The sequence below is a fragment of the Variovorax boronicumulans genome, assembly GCF_040544675.1.
GTDB lineage: Bacteria > Pseudomonadota > Gammaproteobacteria > Burkholderiales > Burkholderiaceae_C > Variovorax > Variovorax boronicumulans_D.
Genome location: NZ_JBEPKK010000003.1, coordinates 170,549 through 186,734 on the forward strand (window position 1 = coordinate 170,549; position 16,186 = coordinate 186,734).

At 64.6% G+C, this 16,186-nt stretch carries 12 protein-coding genes; 4 read left to right on the forward strand and 8 right to left on the reverse strand.

Going from position 1 to position 16,186, the window contains the following annotated elements; genetic code table 11:
• The first annotated feature begins 133 nt into the window (after window positions 1-133).
• Window positions 134-1,318, forward strand: a complete 1,185-nt coding sequence (gene pobA, locus ABIC90_RS06740; protein ID WP_354353310.1) for a 4-hydroxybenzoate 3-monooxygenase — start codon at window positions 134-136, stop codon at window positions 1,316-1,318.
• 148 nt (window positions 1,319-1,466) lie between these two features.
• On the opposite strand, the gene ABIC90_RS06745 is transcribed toward pobA, so the two are convergent.
• Window positions 1,467-3,797 carry a xanthine dehydrogenase family protein molybdopterin-binding subunit gene (locus ABIC90_RS06745; protein WP_354353311.1) on the reverse strand — a complete coding sequence of 777 codons (2,331 nt, stop codon included), beginning with the start codon at window positions 3,795-3,797 and terminating at the stop codon, window positions 1,467-1,469.
• Window positions 3,798-4,025: 228 nt separating this feature from the next.
• Here ABIC90_RS06745 and aat point away from each other — a divergent pair, with 228 nt between their 5' ends.
• Genes aat through ABIC90_RS06760 form a run of 3 tightly spaced genes read left to right on the forward strand, consistent with a single transcriptional unit; the run spans window position 4,026 to window position 6,487 of the window.
• On the forward strand, window positions 4,026-4,790 hold the full coding sequence (aat, locus tag ABIC90_RS06750) for a leucyl/phenylalanyl-tRNA--protein transferase (RefSeq protein WP_354353312.1): 765 nt from the start codon (window positions 4,026-4,028) through the stop codon (window positions 4,788-4,790).
• Entirely contained in the window at window positions 4,787-5,620 is an 834-nt protein-coding gene (locus ABIC90_RS06755; RefSeq protein ID WP_354353313.1) for an arginyltransferase, read from the forward strand. The genes aat and ABIC90_RS06755 overlap by 4 nt, the downstream gene beginning before the upstream one ends.
• 30 nt (window positions 5,621-5,650) lie before the next feature.
• On the forward strand, window positions 5,651-6,487 hold the full coding sequence (locus ABIC90_RS06760) for an IclR family transcriptional regulator (protein WP_354353314.1): 837 nt from the start codon (window positions 5,651-5,653) through the stop codon (window positions 6,485-6,487).
• Between the two features lie 55 nt (window positions 6,488-6,542).
• Here ABIC90_RS06760 and ABIC90_RS06765 read toward each other — a convergent pair whose 3' ends face one another.
• The 7 genes from ABIC90_RS06765 to ABIC90_RS06795 form a co-directional block, all read right to left on the reverse strand.
• Window positions 6,543-7,742 (reverse strand): serine hydrolase, encoded by a 1,200-nt coding sequence (locus ABIC90_RS06765; protein WP_354353315.1) that lies wholly within the window; start codon window positions 7,740-7,742, stop codon window positions 6,543-6,545.
• 117 nt (window positions 7,743-7,859) lie between these two features.
• Window positions 7,860-9,398 (reverse strand): 2-isopropylmalate synthase, encoded by a 1,539-nt coding sequence (locus ABIC90_RS06770; RefSeq protein ID WP_354353316.1) that lies wholly within the window; start codon window positions 9,396-9,398, stop codon window positions 7,860-7,862.
• Between the two features lie 123 nt (window positions 9,399-9,521).
• On the reverse strand, window positions 9,522-11,225 hold the full coding sequence (gene leuA / locus ABIC90_RS06775) for a 2-isopropylmalate synthase (protein ID WP_354353317.1): 1,704 nt from the start codon (window positions 11,223-11,225) through the stop codon (window positions 9,522-9,524).
• A 185-nt stretch (window positions 11,226-11,410) separates the two neighbouring features.
• Window positions 11,411-12,235 (reverse strand): CDP-diacylglycerol--serine O-phosphatidyltransferase, encoded by an 825-nt coding sequence (gene pssA / locus ABIC90_RS06780; RefSeq protein ID WP_013540986.1) that lies wholly within the window; start codon window positions 12,233-12,235, stop codon window positions 11,411-11,413.
• A gap of 270 nt (window positions 12,236-12,505) precedes the next feature.
• On the reverse strand, window positions 12,506-13,522 hold the full coding sequence (gene ilvC / locus ABIC90_RS06785; protein WP_354353318.1) for a ketol-acid reductoisomerase: 1,017 nt from the start codon (window positions 13,520-13,522) through the stop codon (window positions 12,506-12,508).
• Between the two features lie 146 nt (window positions 13,523-13,668).
• Window positions 13,669-14,160 (reverse strand): acetolactate synthase small subunit, encoded by a 492-nt coding sequence (gene ilvN / locus ABIC90_RS06790; protein ID WP_354353319.1) that lies wholly within the window; start codon window positions 14,158-14,160, stop codon window positions 13,669-13,671.
• Window positions 14,161-14,293: 133 nt separating this feature from the next.
• On the reverse strand, window positions 14,294-16,078 hold the full coding sequence (locus tag ABIC90_RS06795; protein ID WP_354353320.1) for an acetolactate synthase 3 catalytic subunit: 1,785 nt from the start codon (window positions 16,076-16,078) through the stop codon (window positions 14,294-14,296).
• Window positions 16,079-16,186: the final 108 nt, after the last annotated feature.

The following is a 16,186-nucleotide window of genomic DNA, read 5'->3' on the forward strand; positions in this document are numbered from 1 at the left end:
TCGGAGTCTCGATTCGAAGTGTTGCGCGATCATCGCGCACGCGTTCGCATGATCGCACAGAGCCTCCGGGGCCGGCGACCCAAGCGGCAGCGCACGCCCTACGCTCGCATCAAACCTTCCAGGAGACATTCACATGCGCACCCAGGTCGCGATCATCGGCGCGGGCCCCGCCGGCCTTTTGCTCGGTCAACTGCTTTTCAAGGCAGGCATCGACAACGTCATCGTCGAACGCCAGAGCGGCGACTACGTGCTGGGCCGCATCCGCGCCGGCGTGCTCGAACAGGTGACGATGGACCTGCTGGCACGCGCCGGCGTCGACGCGCGCGCAAAGTCCGAGGGGCTGCCGCACGAAGGCATCGAACTGCTGTTCAAGGGCGCACGGCACCGCATCGACATGCACGGCCTCACCGGCGGCAAGCAAGTCACGGTGTACGGCCAGACCGAAGTGACGCGCGACCTCATGGAAGCCCGCGCCGCCGAGGGCCTTGCGACCATCTACGGCGCAGCGAACGTGAGCCTGCACGATTTCGATTCGGCCAGGCCGCGCGTGCGCTACGAAAAAGACGGCCAGACGCACGAGATCGAATGCGACTTCATCGCCGGCTGCGACGGCTACCACGGCGTGAGCCGCGCGAGCGTGCCGGCCGATGCGATCCAGACCTACGAAAAGGTCTACCCCTTCGGCTGGCTCGGCGTGCTGGCCGATGTGCCGCCCGTCTCGCACGAACTGATCTACGCAAACACCGAGCGCGGCTTTGCGCTGTGCAGCATGCGCAGCGCCACGCGGTCGCGCTACTACGTGCAGGTGCCGACCGAAGAGCGCGTGGAGAACTGGAGCGACGAGGCCTTCTGGAACGAGCTGCGCGCGCGGCTCGACCCCGAAGCCCGCGAGCGGCTGGTGACCGGCCCGTCGCTGGAGAAAAGCATCGCGCCGCTGCGCAGCTTTGTCGCCGAGCCGATGCGCTTCGGCGCGCTGTTCCTCGCGGGCGATGCCGCGCACATCGTGCCGCCGACTGGGGCCAAGGGGCTGAACCTGGCGACGGCCGATGTGGGCTATCTCTCGCGTGCGTTCGAGATCTTCTATGGCGAGAAGAAGTCGGCCTCGGCGCTCGATCGCTATTCGGACCTGTGCCTGCGCCGCGTCTGGAAGGCCGAGCGCTTCTCGTGGTGGTTCACCTCGCTGATGCACCGCTTTCCCGAGACCGGCGCCTTCGGCCAGAAAATCCAGGAAGCCGAGCTCGACTATCTGGTGCATTCGCAGGCGGCTGCTACCGCGCTGGCGGAAAACTACGTCGGGTTGCCGCTGGAAGATTTCTAACGCCAGGCACTGGTCACCGCCGAGGTGACGGTCGTGGTTGCGGAGTCGCGGGGGCAACCCACAAGCACCGAACCGGCCACCAGTTCATAGCCGTTGCCGCGCGTGCGGCAGCCAAAGCGCCTTTGCGCACGTGCTTATGCGCGGGCGCTCAGTCCACCGTGTGCATGGCCTGCCATACGCGCGCGGGACTCAGCGGCATGTGCAGGCGCGGCGCGGTGGACGCGAGACCGTTGCGTGCAAAAGCATCGGCCACGGCATTCACGATGGCCGGCGTGGCGCCGATGGTGCCCAGCTCGCCCACGCCCTTCACGCCCAGCGGGTTGTTGGTGCACGGCGTCGATTCGTCCATTTCCATCTGGAACATGGTGTCGACGATGTCGGCGCGCGGCGCGGCGTAGTCCATGAGGCTGCCGGTCACGGGCTGGCCGGTTTCGTGGTCGTACACCACCTGCTCGTACAGCGCCTGGCCGATGCCCTGCACCGCGCCGCCTTCGAGCTGGCCGCGCACGATCATCGGGTTGATCACGCGGCCCACGTCGTTCACCGAGCTGTAGGCGACCACGCTGATTTCGCCGGTGGGCGGATCGAGTTCGATCTCGCAGATGTGGCACCCGTTGGGCCAGGTCGGACCGGCCACGGTGCTGGTGGAGTCGACGAAGATCTCGCGCTCGGGCTGCTTGCCGGCCAGCGTGAACAGGTCGAGCTCGAGGTCGGTGCCGGCCACGGTGAAGATGCCGCGGCTGTAGGTGATGTCGTCGATGGAAGCTTCGAACTCCTGTGCCGCAAGCTCGCGGGCCTTGTCGATGGTGCGCTCCGCGCCGATGCGCACGGCCGAGCCGCCGGTAAAGAGCGAGCGCGAGCCGGCGCTGCCGAAGCCGTCGCCGCGGTCGGTGTCGCCCAGCACCACGCGCACTTTTTCGATGGGCACGCCGAAGGCATCGACCGCCAGCTGCGCGAGCGAGGTGGCAATGCCCTGCCCCATGGCGTTGACGGCGGAAAACACCTCGATCACGCCGTCGGCCTGCACCGACACGGTGACGCGTTCCTCGAACACGTTGCCGCCGGTCCATTCGAGAAAAGTGGCAATGCCCAGGCCGCGGTGCTTGCCGTTCCTGGCCGATTCGGCGGCGCGGGCTTCAAAGCCCTGCCAGTCGGCCAGCGTGAGCGCCTGGTCCATCACCGACTCGAAATTGCCGGTGTCGTAGACCTGCGCCATCGGGTTCTTGTAGGGCATCTGGTCGGGCTGGATGAAGTTCATCCGGCGCAGGATGATGCGGTCGATGCCGGTCTGGCGCGCGGCCTCGTCCATCAGGCGTTCGATGGTGAAGATGGCTTCGGGCCGGCCGGCGCCTCGGTAGGCGCCGGTGGGCGCGGTGTTGGTGAGCACCGCCTTGAAGTGGAAGTCGATGGTCTGGATGTCGTAGACGCTGGTCTGCACCCAGGGGCCGATGAGCAGCTGGATCGCAACGCCGGTGCCTGTGGCATAGGCGCCCACGTTGGCGAGGGTCTTGATGCGCAGCGCGAGGATCTTTCCTTCGGCATCGAGCGCGAGTTCGGCCCGCGCTTCGATGTCGCGGCCGTGCGCGCTCGACAGGAACTCTTCGCTGCGCTCGGCCACCCACTTGACGGGACGGTTGACCTTGAGCGCGGCGAAGGCGACCGCGATGTCTTCGGGGTAGGCGCCGGTCTTCATGCCGAAACCGCCGCCCACATCGCCCACCACCACGCGCACTTTTTCCTTGGCAAGGCCGATGGCCGCGCACACGGAATCGCGCACGCCCGAAGGCATCTGGGTGCTCATGCGGATGGTGAGGCGGTCGGCCTTGGCGTCGTGGGCGGCAAGCACGGAACGCGGCTCGATGGTGAGGGCCACGACGCGCTGGTTGATGACGTCCAGGGCGACCACATGGCGCGCCTTGGCAAAGGCGGCTGTTGCGGCCTCGCTGCTGCCGTGGCGCATTTCGGCGGCGATGTTGCCGCTGGCCTCCTCGCACAGGAGGGGGGCGCCTTCGGCGGTGGCGGCGGCCAGATCGACCACCATGGGCAGGTCTTCGTAGTCGACCACGATGGCTTCGGCGGCATCGCGTGCCTGCTGCACCGTCTCGGCGACCACTGCCGCGACCGCTTCACCCACGAAGCGCGTGCGCTCGTGCGCCATGGCATGGCGCGGCGGGCTGGCACTGTCGCTGCCGTCGGCACGCTTGAAGCCTGCGGCACCCGGCATCGGCTTGACGCCCGCCTCGACCAGCTCGGCGCCCGTGATGACGCGCAACACGCCAGGCATGGCTGCGGCGGCGCCGGTGTCTATCGAGAGGATGCGTGCGTGCGGATAGGGAGAGCGGAGGAAGACAAGGTGCGCTTGGTCAGGCAGCGCGACGTCGTCGGTGTAGCGTCCTGCGCCTGCGAGGAGACTTTCGTCTTCCAGGCGGCGCACCGCCTGGCCGCTGCCGAAGCGCATGGGGTTGGGTTCAGTTGTCAACGTGGTCCTCTTGTGCTGATCCGCCGCGGGCGACGCTACCCTGCTGGATTGGCTGTGGGAATTGGAAGCAGCACTATATGGGCTTCAGGAGGTTCTTGCGCGTCGGCCAATGTCCCGTGTGGCGCCTTGGCCGCAATCGTTTGCCGACCGTGCCCGTTGTTGCGCGCTTTCTGGCCGTTTTTCCGCGCTTTTGCGAGCTGCGGGTGAAGCCGTGTATACCGTGCAACCATGCAACAACTGCCTTGGCTCGAACCCGGCGACACCCTGCCCGATCCCGCATCCGCCTGGGGCCCGGCCGACCCTGTTCCGGGGCTTCTTGCGGCCGGCGGCGCGCTCGATGTCGATACTCTTTTGCAGGCTTACGGCCGCTGCGTGTTCCCCTGGTTCAGCGACGACCAGCCGATCCTCTGGTGGAGCCCCGATCCGCGCATGGTGCTGCAGGTGGCCGCGTTCAAGCTGCATCGCTCGCTTCGCAAGACCTTGATCCACTTCGCAAGAACACCCGGCTGCGAGGTGCGCATCGACCACGATTTCGAGGCCGTCATCCAGGCCTGTTCGCTCGCGCCGCGCGCCGGCCAGTCGGGCACCTGGATCGTGCCGGACATGGTGGCCGCCTATACGCACTTGCACCGCGCCGGCCATGCGCACAGCGTCGAAACCTGGATCGATGGCGAACTGGCGGGCGGGCTGTATTGCGTGGCGCTGGGCCAGGCGGTGTTCGGCGAGTCGATGTTCACCCGGCGGCCCGACGCCTCGAAGATTGCGCTGGCCGCGCTGGTGGCCCTTTGCCGGCATTCGGGCGTCGAAATGATCGACTGCCAGCAGAACACGGCCCACCTCGCGAGCCTGGGCGCCACCGAAATGCCTCGCCAACGCTTCGTCGCGCACGTGGCGCATGCCCGGGAGCAGCAAGGGCCACAGTGGCAATTCGACCCCGTATACTGGGCCGCACTCCTTTCCGCGCGACCTCCTTCCACCGATGTGACGACGTGACGCACCTCAAGGACCTACCGCTTCACACCCTGCAGTTCTATGCGACGGCGCCCTATCCCTGCAGCTATCTGCCGGATCGACAGGCCCGCTCGCAGGTGGCCACGCCCAGCCACCTGATCCACAACGACGCCTATTCCGACCTGGTGCTCAGCGGCTTCCGGCGCAGCGGCATGTTCACCTACCGGCCCTACTGCGACGGCTGCCGCGCCTGCATTCCGCTGCGGGTGCTGGCCAACAGCTTCCAGCCCACGCGCAGCCAGCGCCGCGCCGCGAAACAGCACGCCGACCTGCAGGCGCGCGTGCTCAAGCTGTGCTTCGTGCCCGAGCACTACCAGCTTTACCTGCGCTACCAGAACGGCCGCCACGCAGGCGGCGGCATGGACCACGACAGCATCGACCAGTACACGCAGTTCCTGCTGCAAAGCCGGGTCAACTCGCGGCTGGTGGAGTTTCGCGAAACGCTGGCCGACGGCAGCGCGGGCGCGCTGAAGATGGTGTCCATCCTCGACGTGCTGAACGACGGCATCTCGGCCGTCTATACGTTTTACGAGCCGGACACCCGTGCAGCGCCGGGCCGCCCCAAGCAAGCGGACGGCCCCCTCGGGGGGCAGCGAGAGCACGCAGTGCCGAGCGTGGGGGCCACATCCACGGGTTATGGGACCTACAGCGTGCTCTGGCAGATCGAGCAGGCGCGCAAGCTGGGCCTGCCGCATGTCTACCTGGGCTACTGGATCGAACGCAGCCCCAAGATGCACTACAAGGCGCGTTTCTCCCCGCACGAAGTATTGGTCGATGGCCACTGGCAGCCATCCGGCGATTTCACAAGGTAAAATGGCGCCCGGTCATCACCGCACAGCGCCATGAGAAAAAACCAATCCGACGTTCCTGCCGTTCCCGTGATCCAGGTGATCGAGCGGATGTTTTCGCTCATCGACGTCCTGGCGTCGCGCGAAGAGGCGATTTCGCTGAAGGAAATCAGCGAGAAGACAGGCCTTCATCCCTCGACCACGCACCGCATCCTCAACGACCTGGCGGTCGGCCGCTTCGTCGACCGGCCCGAAGCCGGCAGCTACCGCTTGGGCATGCGCCTGCTGGAGCTGGGCAATCTGGTGAAAGGCCGACTCAACGTGCGCGATGCGGCGCTGGGTCCGATGCGCGAGCTGCACAAGCTCACGCAGCAACCAGTGAACCTCAGCATGCGCCAGGGCGACGAGATCGTCTACATCGAGCGCTCGTACAGCGAGCGCTCGGGCATGCAGGTGGTGCGCGCCATCGGCGGGCGTGCCGCCCTGCACCTCACCTCGACCGGCAAGCTCTTTCTGGCTGCGGATGACCCGGCGCGGGTCCGCAGCTACGCCACCCGAACGGGCCTGGCGGGACACACGCGCAACAGCATCACGCAGCTGCCCGCGCTCGAGCGCGAGCTGTCGAAGGCGCGCCAGTACGGCATCGCCCGCGACAACGAAGAACTGGAACTGGGTGTGCGCTGCATGGCCGCCGGCATCTACGACGACCAGGGCAAGCTGGTGGCGGGCTTGTCGATCTCGGCCCCGGCCGATCGGCTGGACGAAGGCTGGCTGCCCAAGCTTCAGGCAACGGCCAATGAAATCTCGGGGGCCCTGGGGTTCAAGGACGGCGTGGCGGTGGCGGCACCACCGCCGCCTGCGGGCAACAGCAGCCCTTCCATCGGCGCCTGACCCTGGATCTACAGGGTCCAGAAACAAGAAGGCGGGCTCAAGGCCCGCCGTTCACTCAACCTGCAATCTGGTACGCCACGTTGCGTGACGCAGCCGGCGAACCCGGCATTGCATGCGTCGCCTCGACCCAGCGGCGAACGCGCTCGGCATCGGCGATACGGCTGAACTTGCCGGCCGAATCCAGGAACACCATGATCAGCTTGCGCCCGGCCACCTTCGCCTGCATCACGAGGCACTGACCGGCTTCGTTGATGAAGCCCGTCTTTTGCACGCCGATTTCCCAATCGGGGCTCTTGACCAGGCGGTTGGTGGTGTTGAACTGCAGCACGCGGTTGCCGACCTCGACCTGGTATTCAGGCGACGTGGAAAGCGAACGCACCGTGGCATCGGAGTACGCGGCATTGACCAGCAGTGCCAGGTCTTGCGCGCTGGACTGGTTGCGGCTAGACAGGCCCGTGGGCTCCACGTAGCGCGTGTCCTTCATGCCGAGCATCTTGGCCTTGGCGTTCATGATGCTCACGAAGGTCGTGAGGCCGCCCGGGTAGGTGCGGCCCAAGGCGTGCGCCGCGCGGTTTTCGCTCGACATCAAGGCCAGGTGCAGCAACTCGCCGCGCGGCAGCATCGTGCCGACGGTCAGGCGCGAACGGCTGCCCTTTTCGGTATCGACGTCGTCCTGGGTGATGGTGATCAGCTCATCATTGGGCAGATGCGCCTCGCTGATGAGCAGGCCCGTCATCAGCTTGGTGAGCGACGCGATCGGCAGCACTGCGTGATCGTTCTTGCTGAACAGCACTTCATGCGTGTCCTGGTCGATCACCAGTGCGACGCTGGACTTGAGGTCAAGCGCGTCGTCGGTGCTGTGCAGGCCGGCCATCTGGCCGAAGGACTGGCGCACGGGCGCTTCGACGCGAACCACCGAGCGGCGCTGGACGGCCACCACGGTCTTGCCATTCTTCTTGCGGATGGTGGCCACCAGGTTGCGGCCACCGCGAACGGCCTTTTCGCTCTTTTGAGCGCGCCCCCCGCGCTTGGCGACGACAGCCTTCTTGCTGGAAGCCGCGCTGCGCTTGACCTCGGCCGGCGCCTTCGCCTTCGCCTTCTTGGCGACGGCGGTTTTTGCGGCAGTGGGTTTTTCTTTTTTTGCAGCCTGGGCGCCAGGCAGCAAAAACGCCGTGGCGCAGAGCGCGACGGCGATGAATTTGAGTGCGGGTAGAAACCGCTGGCTTGAAACTCGGCGGAGACGGGCTTCGGGCATTAATAAATCTCCAGCGGCGACAAACAAGGACCGCAGTGTATCGAATTCAAAAAAGACGCGCAATATCAGTTACTTGCATCCTCTTCTTCATTCGAATACCAAGGAACGCCCGAAAACCTAACCTTGCGCTGCAACTTTCTCAGCTTGGCTCTGTAACTTGTTGAGCGCACTCAAATAAGCTTTTGCCGAAGCCACCACGATGTCGGGATCCGCACCCACACCGTTCACCACCCGCCCTGCGTTTTGTAACCGAACTGTAACTTCTCCTTGGCTCTCTGTCGAGCCGCTGATCGCGTTCACAGAGTAAAGAACCATCTCGGCACCGCTTTTGACATGTGATTCGATGGCTTTGAGAGAAGCATCAACCGGGCCATTCCCTTCGGACTCGCCGGTGACTTCCTTGCCCTGAACGGTGAAGACGACCTTCGCCTGGGGGCGCTCGCCGGTTTCGCTGTGCTGGGAGAGAGAGACAAATGCAAACTGTTCGTCAACGTTGGACAACTCTTCCGCGCTGACGAGCGCGAGGATGTCCTCGTCGAAAATTTCGGACTTGCGGTCGGCCAGTTCCTTGAAGCGCATGAAGGCGGCGTTGATGTCGGCCTCGCCGGCCATCGTCACGCCCAGTTCCTGCAGCCGTTGCTTGAATGCATTGCGGCCGCTGAGCTTGCCCAGCACGATCTTGTTGGCGGCCCAGCCCACGTCTTCGGCACGCATGATCTCGTAGGTGTCGCGCGCCTTGAGCACGCCGTCCTGATGGATGCCCGAGGCATGCGCGAAGGCATTGGCGCCCACCACAGCCTTGTTGGGCTGCACCACGAAGCCGGTGGTCTGGCTCACCATGCGGCTTGCGGCCACGATGTGCTGGGTGTCGATGTTCAGGTCGAGCCCGAAATAATCGCGACGGGTCTTGACCGCCATCACCACTTCTTCGAGCGAGCAGTTGCCCGCGCGCTCGCCCAGGCCGTTGATGGTGCATTCCACCTGGCGCGCGCCGCCGATCTTCACGCCGGCCAGCGAGTTGGCCACCGCCATGCCCAGGTCGTTGTGGCAATGGACGGACCAGATTGCCTTGTCACTGTTGGGAACGCGCTCGCGCAGCATCTTGATGAAGTTGCCGTAGAGCTCGGGAATGGCGTAGCCGACGGTGTCGGGCACGTTGATGGTGGTGGCGCCCTCGTTGATCACGGTTTCGAGCACGCGGCACAAAAAGTCGGGGTCGCTGCGGTAGCCGTCTTCGGGGCTGAACTCCACATCGCTCACCAGGTTGCGCGCAAAGCGCACGGCAAGCTTGGCCTGTTCATGCACCTCGTCGGGCGACATGCGCAGCTTCTTTTCCATGTGCAGCGGCGAGGTCGCGATGAAGGTGTGGATGCGGCCGCGCGCCGCACCCTTGAGGGCTTCTGCGGCGCGCGAGATGTCGCGGTCGTTGGCGCGCGAAAGGCCGCACACGGTCGAATCCTTGATGGCGTTGGCAATCGCCTTGACCGCTTCGAAGTCGCCGTTCGAGCTGGCCGGGAAACCGGCCTCGATGACGTCGACCTTCAGCCGTTCGAGCTGCTTGGCGATGCGCATCTTCTCGTCGCGCGTCATCGATGCGCCGGGCGATTGCTCGCCGTCGCGCAAGGTGGTGTCGAAAATAATGAGTTGGTCAGCCATCGTGAATCTCCTTGGGTTTATTCAGCCGGCGATCGGGCCGACGCCGGGCCGCTCCCAAGGCGGCCTGCAGCCCCCTCGGGGGGCAGCGACGACACGCAGTGCGGGAGCGTGGGGGTCATGCCTTCAGGCGACTTCAACCACCGATTGTGCGCTGTGCGCGCCCCGGCTCCGCGCACGCTGCACGCCCGAGACGATGGCCTTGAGCGACGCCGTGATCACGTTGGCGTCGATGCCGACGCCGAACAGCGTCTGGCTCTCGTCCACGCGCAGTTCGAGGTAGGCCACCGACTTCGCATCTGCTCCCGCGCCGATGGCGTGCTGGTGGTAGTCCATCACGCGCACGGTATGGCCGGTGGCCTTGCTCAGTGCTTGCGTGAAAGCGTCGATCGGGCCGTTGCCGCGGCCTTCGATGGCACGGGTTTCGCCGTCCCAGGGCAGGTCGCCCCGCAGAACCACGGAAGCGTTGGCGCCCTCGCCTTCTTCCTCGATCACACGGTGCTGCAGCGACTGCGCGGTCTCGATGCCGTACTCGCTCACGAAGAGCTGCCAGAGGTCGGCGGCGGTGAGTTCCTTGCCCGCAACATCCATCACGCGCTGCACGCTCTGCATGAACTCCATCTGCAGGCGGCGCGGCATCTCGAGGCCGTACTCGCTCTCGAGCAGATAGGCCATGCCGCCCTTGCCGGACTGGCTGTTCACGCGGATCACAGCCTCGTAGCTGCGGCCCACGTCCTTCGGATCGATGGGGAGGTAGGGCATGTCCCAGATGTCGCCTTCCTTGCGCGCGGCGAAGGCTTTCTTGATCGCGTCCTGGTGCGAGCCGGAGAACGAGGTGTAGACGAGGTCGCCGACGTACGGGTGGCGCGGATGGACGGGAATCTGGTTGCAGTGCTCGACCGTTGCGCGGATCTCGTCGATGTTCGAGAAGTCCAGCTCGGGCGAGACGCCCTGCGTGTAGAGGTTGAGCGCAACGTTCACGAGGTCGAGGTTGCCGGTGCGCTCGCCATTGCCGAAGAGGCAGCCTTCGATGCGCTCTGCACCCGCCATCAAGGCCAGCTCGCCGGCGGCCGTGCCGGTGCCGCGGTCGTTGTGCGGGTGCACGCACAACACGATGGAATCGCGGCGCGCGAGGTTGCGGTGCATCCACTCGATCATGTCGGCAAAGATGTTCGGCGTGGAATGCTCGACCGTCGTGGGCAGGTTGACGATGCACTTGCGCTCGGGCGTCGGCGCCCAGACTTCGGTGACCGCATCGACCACGCGCTTGGAGAACACGACGTCGGTGCCCGAGAACATTTCGGGCGAATACTGGAAGGTCCACTGCGTGGCCGGCTGCTTGGCGGCGAAGTCGTTGAACATGCGCGCGTGGCTGCTGGCGAGTTCGACGATCTGGTCTTCGTCCATGCCGAGGACCACGCGGCGCATCACCGGCGCCACGGCGTTGTAAAGGTGAACGATGGCACGCGGCGCGCCTTGCAGCGATTCGAAGGTGCGGGCGATGAGGTGGTCACGCGCCTGCGTCAGCACCTGGATCGTCACGTCGTCGGGAATGCGGTCTTCCTCGATGAGCTTGCGCACGAAGTCGAATTCGACCTGCGACGCCGAAGGAAAGCCGACTTCGATTTCCTTGAAGCCGATCGCCACGAGGGTCTCGAACATGCGCATCTTGCGCGCGATATCCATCGGCTCGACCAGGGCCTGGTTGCCATCGCGCAGGTCGGTCGACAGCCAGATCGGTGCCTTGGTCAGAACGGCATCGGGCCAGGTGCGGTCCTTGAGGCCGATCGGGGCGAATGCGCGGTATTTGGCTTGAGGTTGCTTGAGCATGTCGATTTCTCTGTGGTGGTTGGCAATCAACCAGCAACCCCAAAAACAAACGGCCCGTTGCTGGTGCGAACGGGCCGTAGTGAGGGATTTGCGCGTGCGCTACCGTCTCCGCCCGTGAGGGAGGGCTAGTAGGGCCAGCAGCGAAATCTTGGTCATGAGGGTTGCGAATGTAGCACAGGCCACTGTCAGTTATGCAAGCCCCGCTCGTCGGGCTCCTCGGTCGAGGTGCTGATAACGCTGACCGGCTGGCCCTTGGCCTTGCGCCACGCGTAGACCACATAGCCGCTCAGACCGTAGGCCACGAAGAGGCCGAACAGCACCGTCGGCGGATGGATGTTGATGACCGCGATGCCCAGCGCAATGAGCACGATCACGACGAAGGGCACGCTCTTCTTCATCTGCACGTCCTTGAAGCTGTAGAACGGCGCGTTCGTCACCATCGAGAGGCCCGCATAGAGCGTGAACGCGAAGGTGACCCAGGTGATCTGCGTCCAAGAGAGGTACAGCACCTCGCCGCCGCGCTTGCCCCATTCGTTCACAAGCCAGATGAAGCCCGCGACCAGCGCAGCCGCTGCCGGAGACGGCAGCCCCTGGAACCAGCGCTTGTCGACCACGCCGGTGTTCACGTTGAAACGCGCAAGCCGCAATGCCGCACAGGCGCAGTAAACGAAGGCTGCGATCCAGCCCCAGCGGCCCAGGCCTTTGAGCGACCATTCGTAGGCGATGAGCGCCGGCGCAGCACCGAACGACACCATGTCGGACAGCGAATCCATCTGCTCGCCGAACGCGCTTTGCGTGTTGGTCATGCGCGCGACGCGGCCGTCCAGGCTGTCGAGGATCATGGCGGCGAACACGCCGAGCGCAGCGAGATCGAAGCGCGCGTTCATGGCCATCACGACCGAATAGAAGCCGCCGAACAACGCAGCCAGCGTGAACAGGTTCGGCAGGATGTAGATGCCCTTGCGACGCTTGCGCGGCTGCACATCGTCGGGAAGCGTGTCGTCATGCATTGAAATTGCCTCCATCCCTCATGGGCACTGCGTTGGCAGCTATCCAATCGATAGCGTTTTGATCTGTAGGTCGCATGCTTCGCAGTGTAGTTCAGGGGACTCACCCGCCCCTGTCAAACAAAAGGGCCACCGCAACGGGTGGCCCTATGACCTGCGTGCTTCAAAGACGACCGAGGCGGCCGCCGCCGGGCCGCCCCAAGGCGAGCCGCACCTCCCCCTCGGGGGGTGGCGAATTACACGCAGCGAAGCGAAGTGAAAAGCCGGGGGGCTTCAGTTCCGGGTTTGGTCGACCAGCTTGTTCTTCTTGATCCAGGGCATCATCGCGCGCAGCTTTTCGCCGACGACTTCGATCTGGTGCTCTGCATTCAGGCGACGGCGGCTGATCAGCGCGGGCTGGCCAGCTGCGGCTTCAAGCACGAAGCTCTTGGCGTATTCGCCGGTCTGGATGTCCTTGAGCACCTGCTTCATGACCTTCTTGGTCTCGTCGGTCACGATGCGCGGGCCGGTGACGTACTCGCCGTACTCGGCGTTGTTCGAGATCGAGTAGTTCATGTTGGCGATGCCGCCTTCATAGATCAGGTCGACGATCAGCTTGAGCTCGTGCAGGCATTCGAAGTACGCCATTTCGGGCGCGTAGCCGGCTTCCACCAGCGTTTCGAAGCCGGCCTTGATCAGCTCGACGGTGCCGCCGCACAGAACCGCTTGTTCGCCGAACAGGTCGGTCTCGGTTTCTTCGCGGAAGTTGGTCTCGATGATGCCGGCCTTGCCGCCGCCGTTGGCGGTGGCGTAGCTCAGCGCGAGGTCACGCGCCTTGCCGGTCTTGTCCTGGTGCACGGCCACGAGGTGGGGCACGCCGCCGCCTTGGGTGTAGGTGCTGCGCACGGTGTGGCCCGGGGCCTTGGGAGCGACCATCCACACGTCGAGGTCGGCGCGCGGCTGCACGAAGCCGTAGTGCACGTTGAAGCCGTGCGCGAAGACGAGCGAAGCGCCTTCCTTGATGTGCGGCGCCACGTCGTTCTTGTAGACGTTGGCGATCTGCTCGTCGGGCAGCAGGATCATGACCACGTCGGCAGCCTTCACGGCGTCGGCCACTTCGGCGACCTGCAGGCCGGCCTTGCCGACCTTGTCCCACGAGGCACCGCCCTTGCGCAGGCCGACCACGACCTTCACGCCGCTGTCGTTCAGGTTCTGCGCATGTGCGTGACCTTGCGAGCCGTAACCGATGATGGCGACCGTCTTGCCCTTGATGAGGCTGAGATCCGCGTCCTTGTCGTAATAAACCTTCATGATGTTCTCCAGATAGATGTGCGAGTTGCAGTGTGTTGTGCCGTTCGTCCTGAGCCTGTCGAAGGGCTCAATGCAGTCCCCGCTTGCGCGGGGGCTTCGACAAGCTCAGCCCGAACGGGCGGCGACTGAGCTCCGAAATCATGGTTTCAGACCCGCAGGATGCGTTCGCCGCGTCCGATGCCGCTGGCGCCGGTGCGCACCGTCTCCAGAATGGCGCCGCGGTCGATCGCTTCAAGAAAAGCGTCGTTCTTGCCATGGTCGCCGGTGAGCTCGATGGTGTAGCTCTTGTCGGTGACGTCGATGATGCGGCCGCGAAAAATCTCGGCCATGCGCATCATTTCTTCCCGCTCCTTGCCCACCGCGCGCACCTTCACCATCATGAGCTCGCGCTCGGTGTAGGCGCCTTCGGTGAGGTCGACGACCTTCACGACTTCGATCAGGCGGTTCAGATGCTTGGTGATCTGCTCGATCACGTCGTCCGACCCATTGGTGACGATGGTCATGCGCGAGAGGCTTGGATCCTCGGTGGGCGCGACGGTCAGCGATTCGATGTTGTAGCCACGGGCCGAGAAAAGGCCCACCACGCGGGAAAGAGCACCCGGCTCGTTTTCCAGCAGCACTGCAATGATGTGTTTCATGTTTGCGTGACTCCTCTTTTCGCCTGCGCGGAAGCTTTCGCTTTCGCCGCCCTCCCCCGTGCACGGTAATGCGCGGGCTCGGCGGGCAATAGATTCGTCAGTAAAGAGTTAAGCGAATGCGCCGAAGATCGGTTTAAAGATCTTCAGAGCCCAACAGCATCTCGGTGATGCCCATGCCGGCCTTCACCATCGGGAACACGTTCTCGGTGGGGTCGGTGCGGAAGTCCATGAACACCGTGCGGTCCTTGAGCTTGCGCGCCTCACGCAGCGCGGGCTCCACGTCTTGTGGACGCTCGATCAGCATGCCGACGTGGCCGTAGGCCTCGGCGAGCTTCACGAAGTTGGGCAGTGCGTCCATGTAGCTGTGGCTGTAGCGGCCGGAGTATTCGATCTCCTGCCACTGGCGCACCATGCCCAGGTAGCGGTTGTTGAGCGAGCAGATCTTGATCGGCGTGTTGTATTGCAGGCAGGTGGAAAGCTCCTGGATGCACATCTGCACCGAGCCTTCGCCGGTGATGGTGAACACTTCCGAATCGGGCTTGGCGAGCTTGATGCCCATGGCGTAGGGAATGCCCACGCCCATGGTGCCCAGGCCGCCGGAATTGATCCAGCGGCGCGGCTCGTCGAAGCGGTAGTACTGGGCGGCCCACATCTGGTGCTGGCCCACGTCCGAGGTGATGTACGCGTCGGCGTCCTTGGTCATGTTCCAGAGCGTTTCGACCACGTACTGCGGCTTGATCACGTCCTTGTTGCCGCGGTCGTACTTGAGGCAGTCGCGCGCGCGCCAGGTCTCGATGGTCTTCCACCAGTCGGCCAGCGCGCCGGCGTCGGGCCGGGTGGTGCTCTCGCGGATCATCGAGATCAGTTCGGTGAGCACGTCCTTCACGTCGCCGACGATCGGGATGTCGACCTTCACGCGCTTGGAGATGCTCGACGGATCGATGTCGACGTGGATGATCTTGCGTTCGTTCGTCGCGAAATGCTTGGGATTGCCGATCACGCGGTCGTCGAAGCGCGCGCCCACGGCCAGCAGCACGTCGCAGTTCTGCATCGCGTTGTTGGCTTCGATGGTGCCGTGCATGCCCAGCATGCCCAGGAACTTGCGGTCGCTCGCCGGATAGGCGCCCAGGCCCATGAGCGTGTTGGTGACCGGGTAGCCGAGCATGTCGACCAGGGTGCGCAGTTCGTTGCAGGCATTGCCCAGCAGCACGCCGCCACCGGTGTAGATGTAGGGGCGCTTGGCGGTCAGCAACAGCTGCAGCGCCTTGCGGATCTGGCCGCCGTGCCCCTTGCGCACCGGGTTGTACGAGCGCATCTCGACCTTGTCGGGGTAGCCGGCGTAGGGCGTCTTCTTGAAGGAAACGTCCTTGGGCACGTCCACCACCACCGGCCCCGGACGGCCGCTGCGTGCGATGTGGAAGGCCTTTTTCATCGTCATGGCCAGATCCTTCGGATCCTTGACGAGGAAGTTGTGCTTGACGATGGGGCGGGTGATGCCGACCGTGTCGCATTCCTGGAAGGCATCGAGGCCAATGGCCGCCGTCGGCACCTGGCCCGAGATGATCACCATCGGGATGGAGTCCATGTACGCCGTGGCGATGCCGGTGACCGCATTGGTCAGGCCGGGGCCGGAGGTGACCAGCGCCACACCCACCTCGCCGGTGGCGCGCGCATAGCCGTCGGCCGCGTGAACGGCTGCCTGCTCGTGGCGCACCAGAACGTGCTGGATGGTGTCCTGCTTGTAGAACGCGTCGTAGATGTACAGAACCGCGCCGCCGGGATAGCCCCAGACGTACTGGACGCCTTCGGCCTGCAGTGCCTTGATGAGCACTTCAGCGCCCATGAGTTCTTGCGTGGGATTGCCGGCGCCAGAGGACGCGGCTGCTGCGGAGATGATTTCCGCCTTCGAGATTTCCATGATCAACCTTTGGAGTTTTTTCGGGAACGAAAAACCTTGGGTGCCCCTTGCCAGCCCTTGTGGGGCCGCGCCAGGACTTGAGGCCATAGCCATGAGCGGACTGATGTT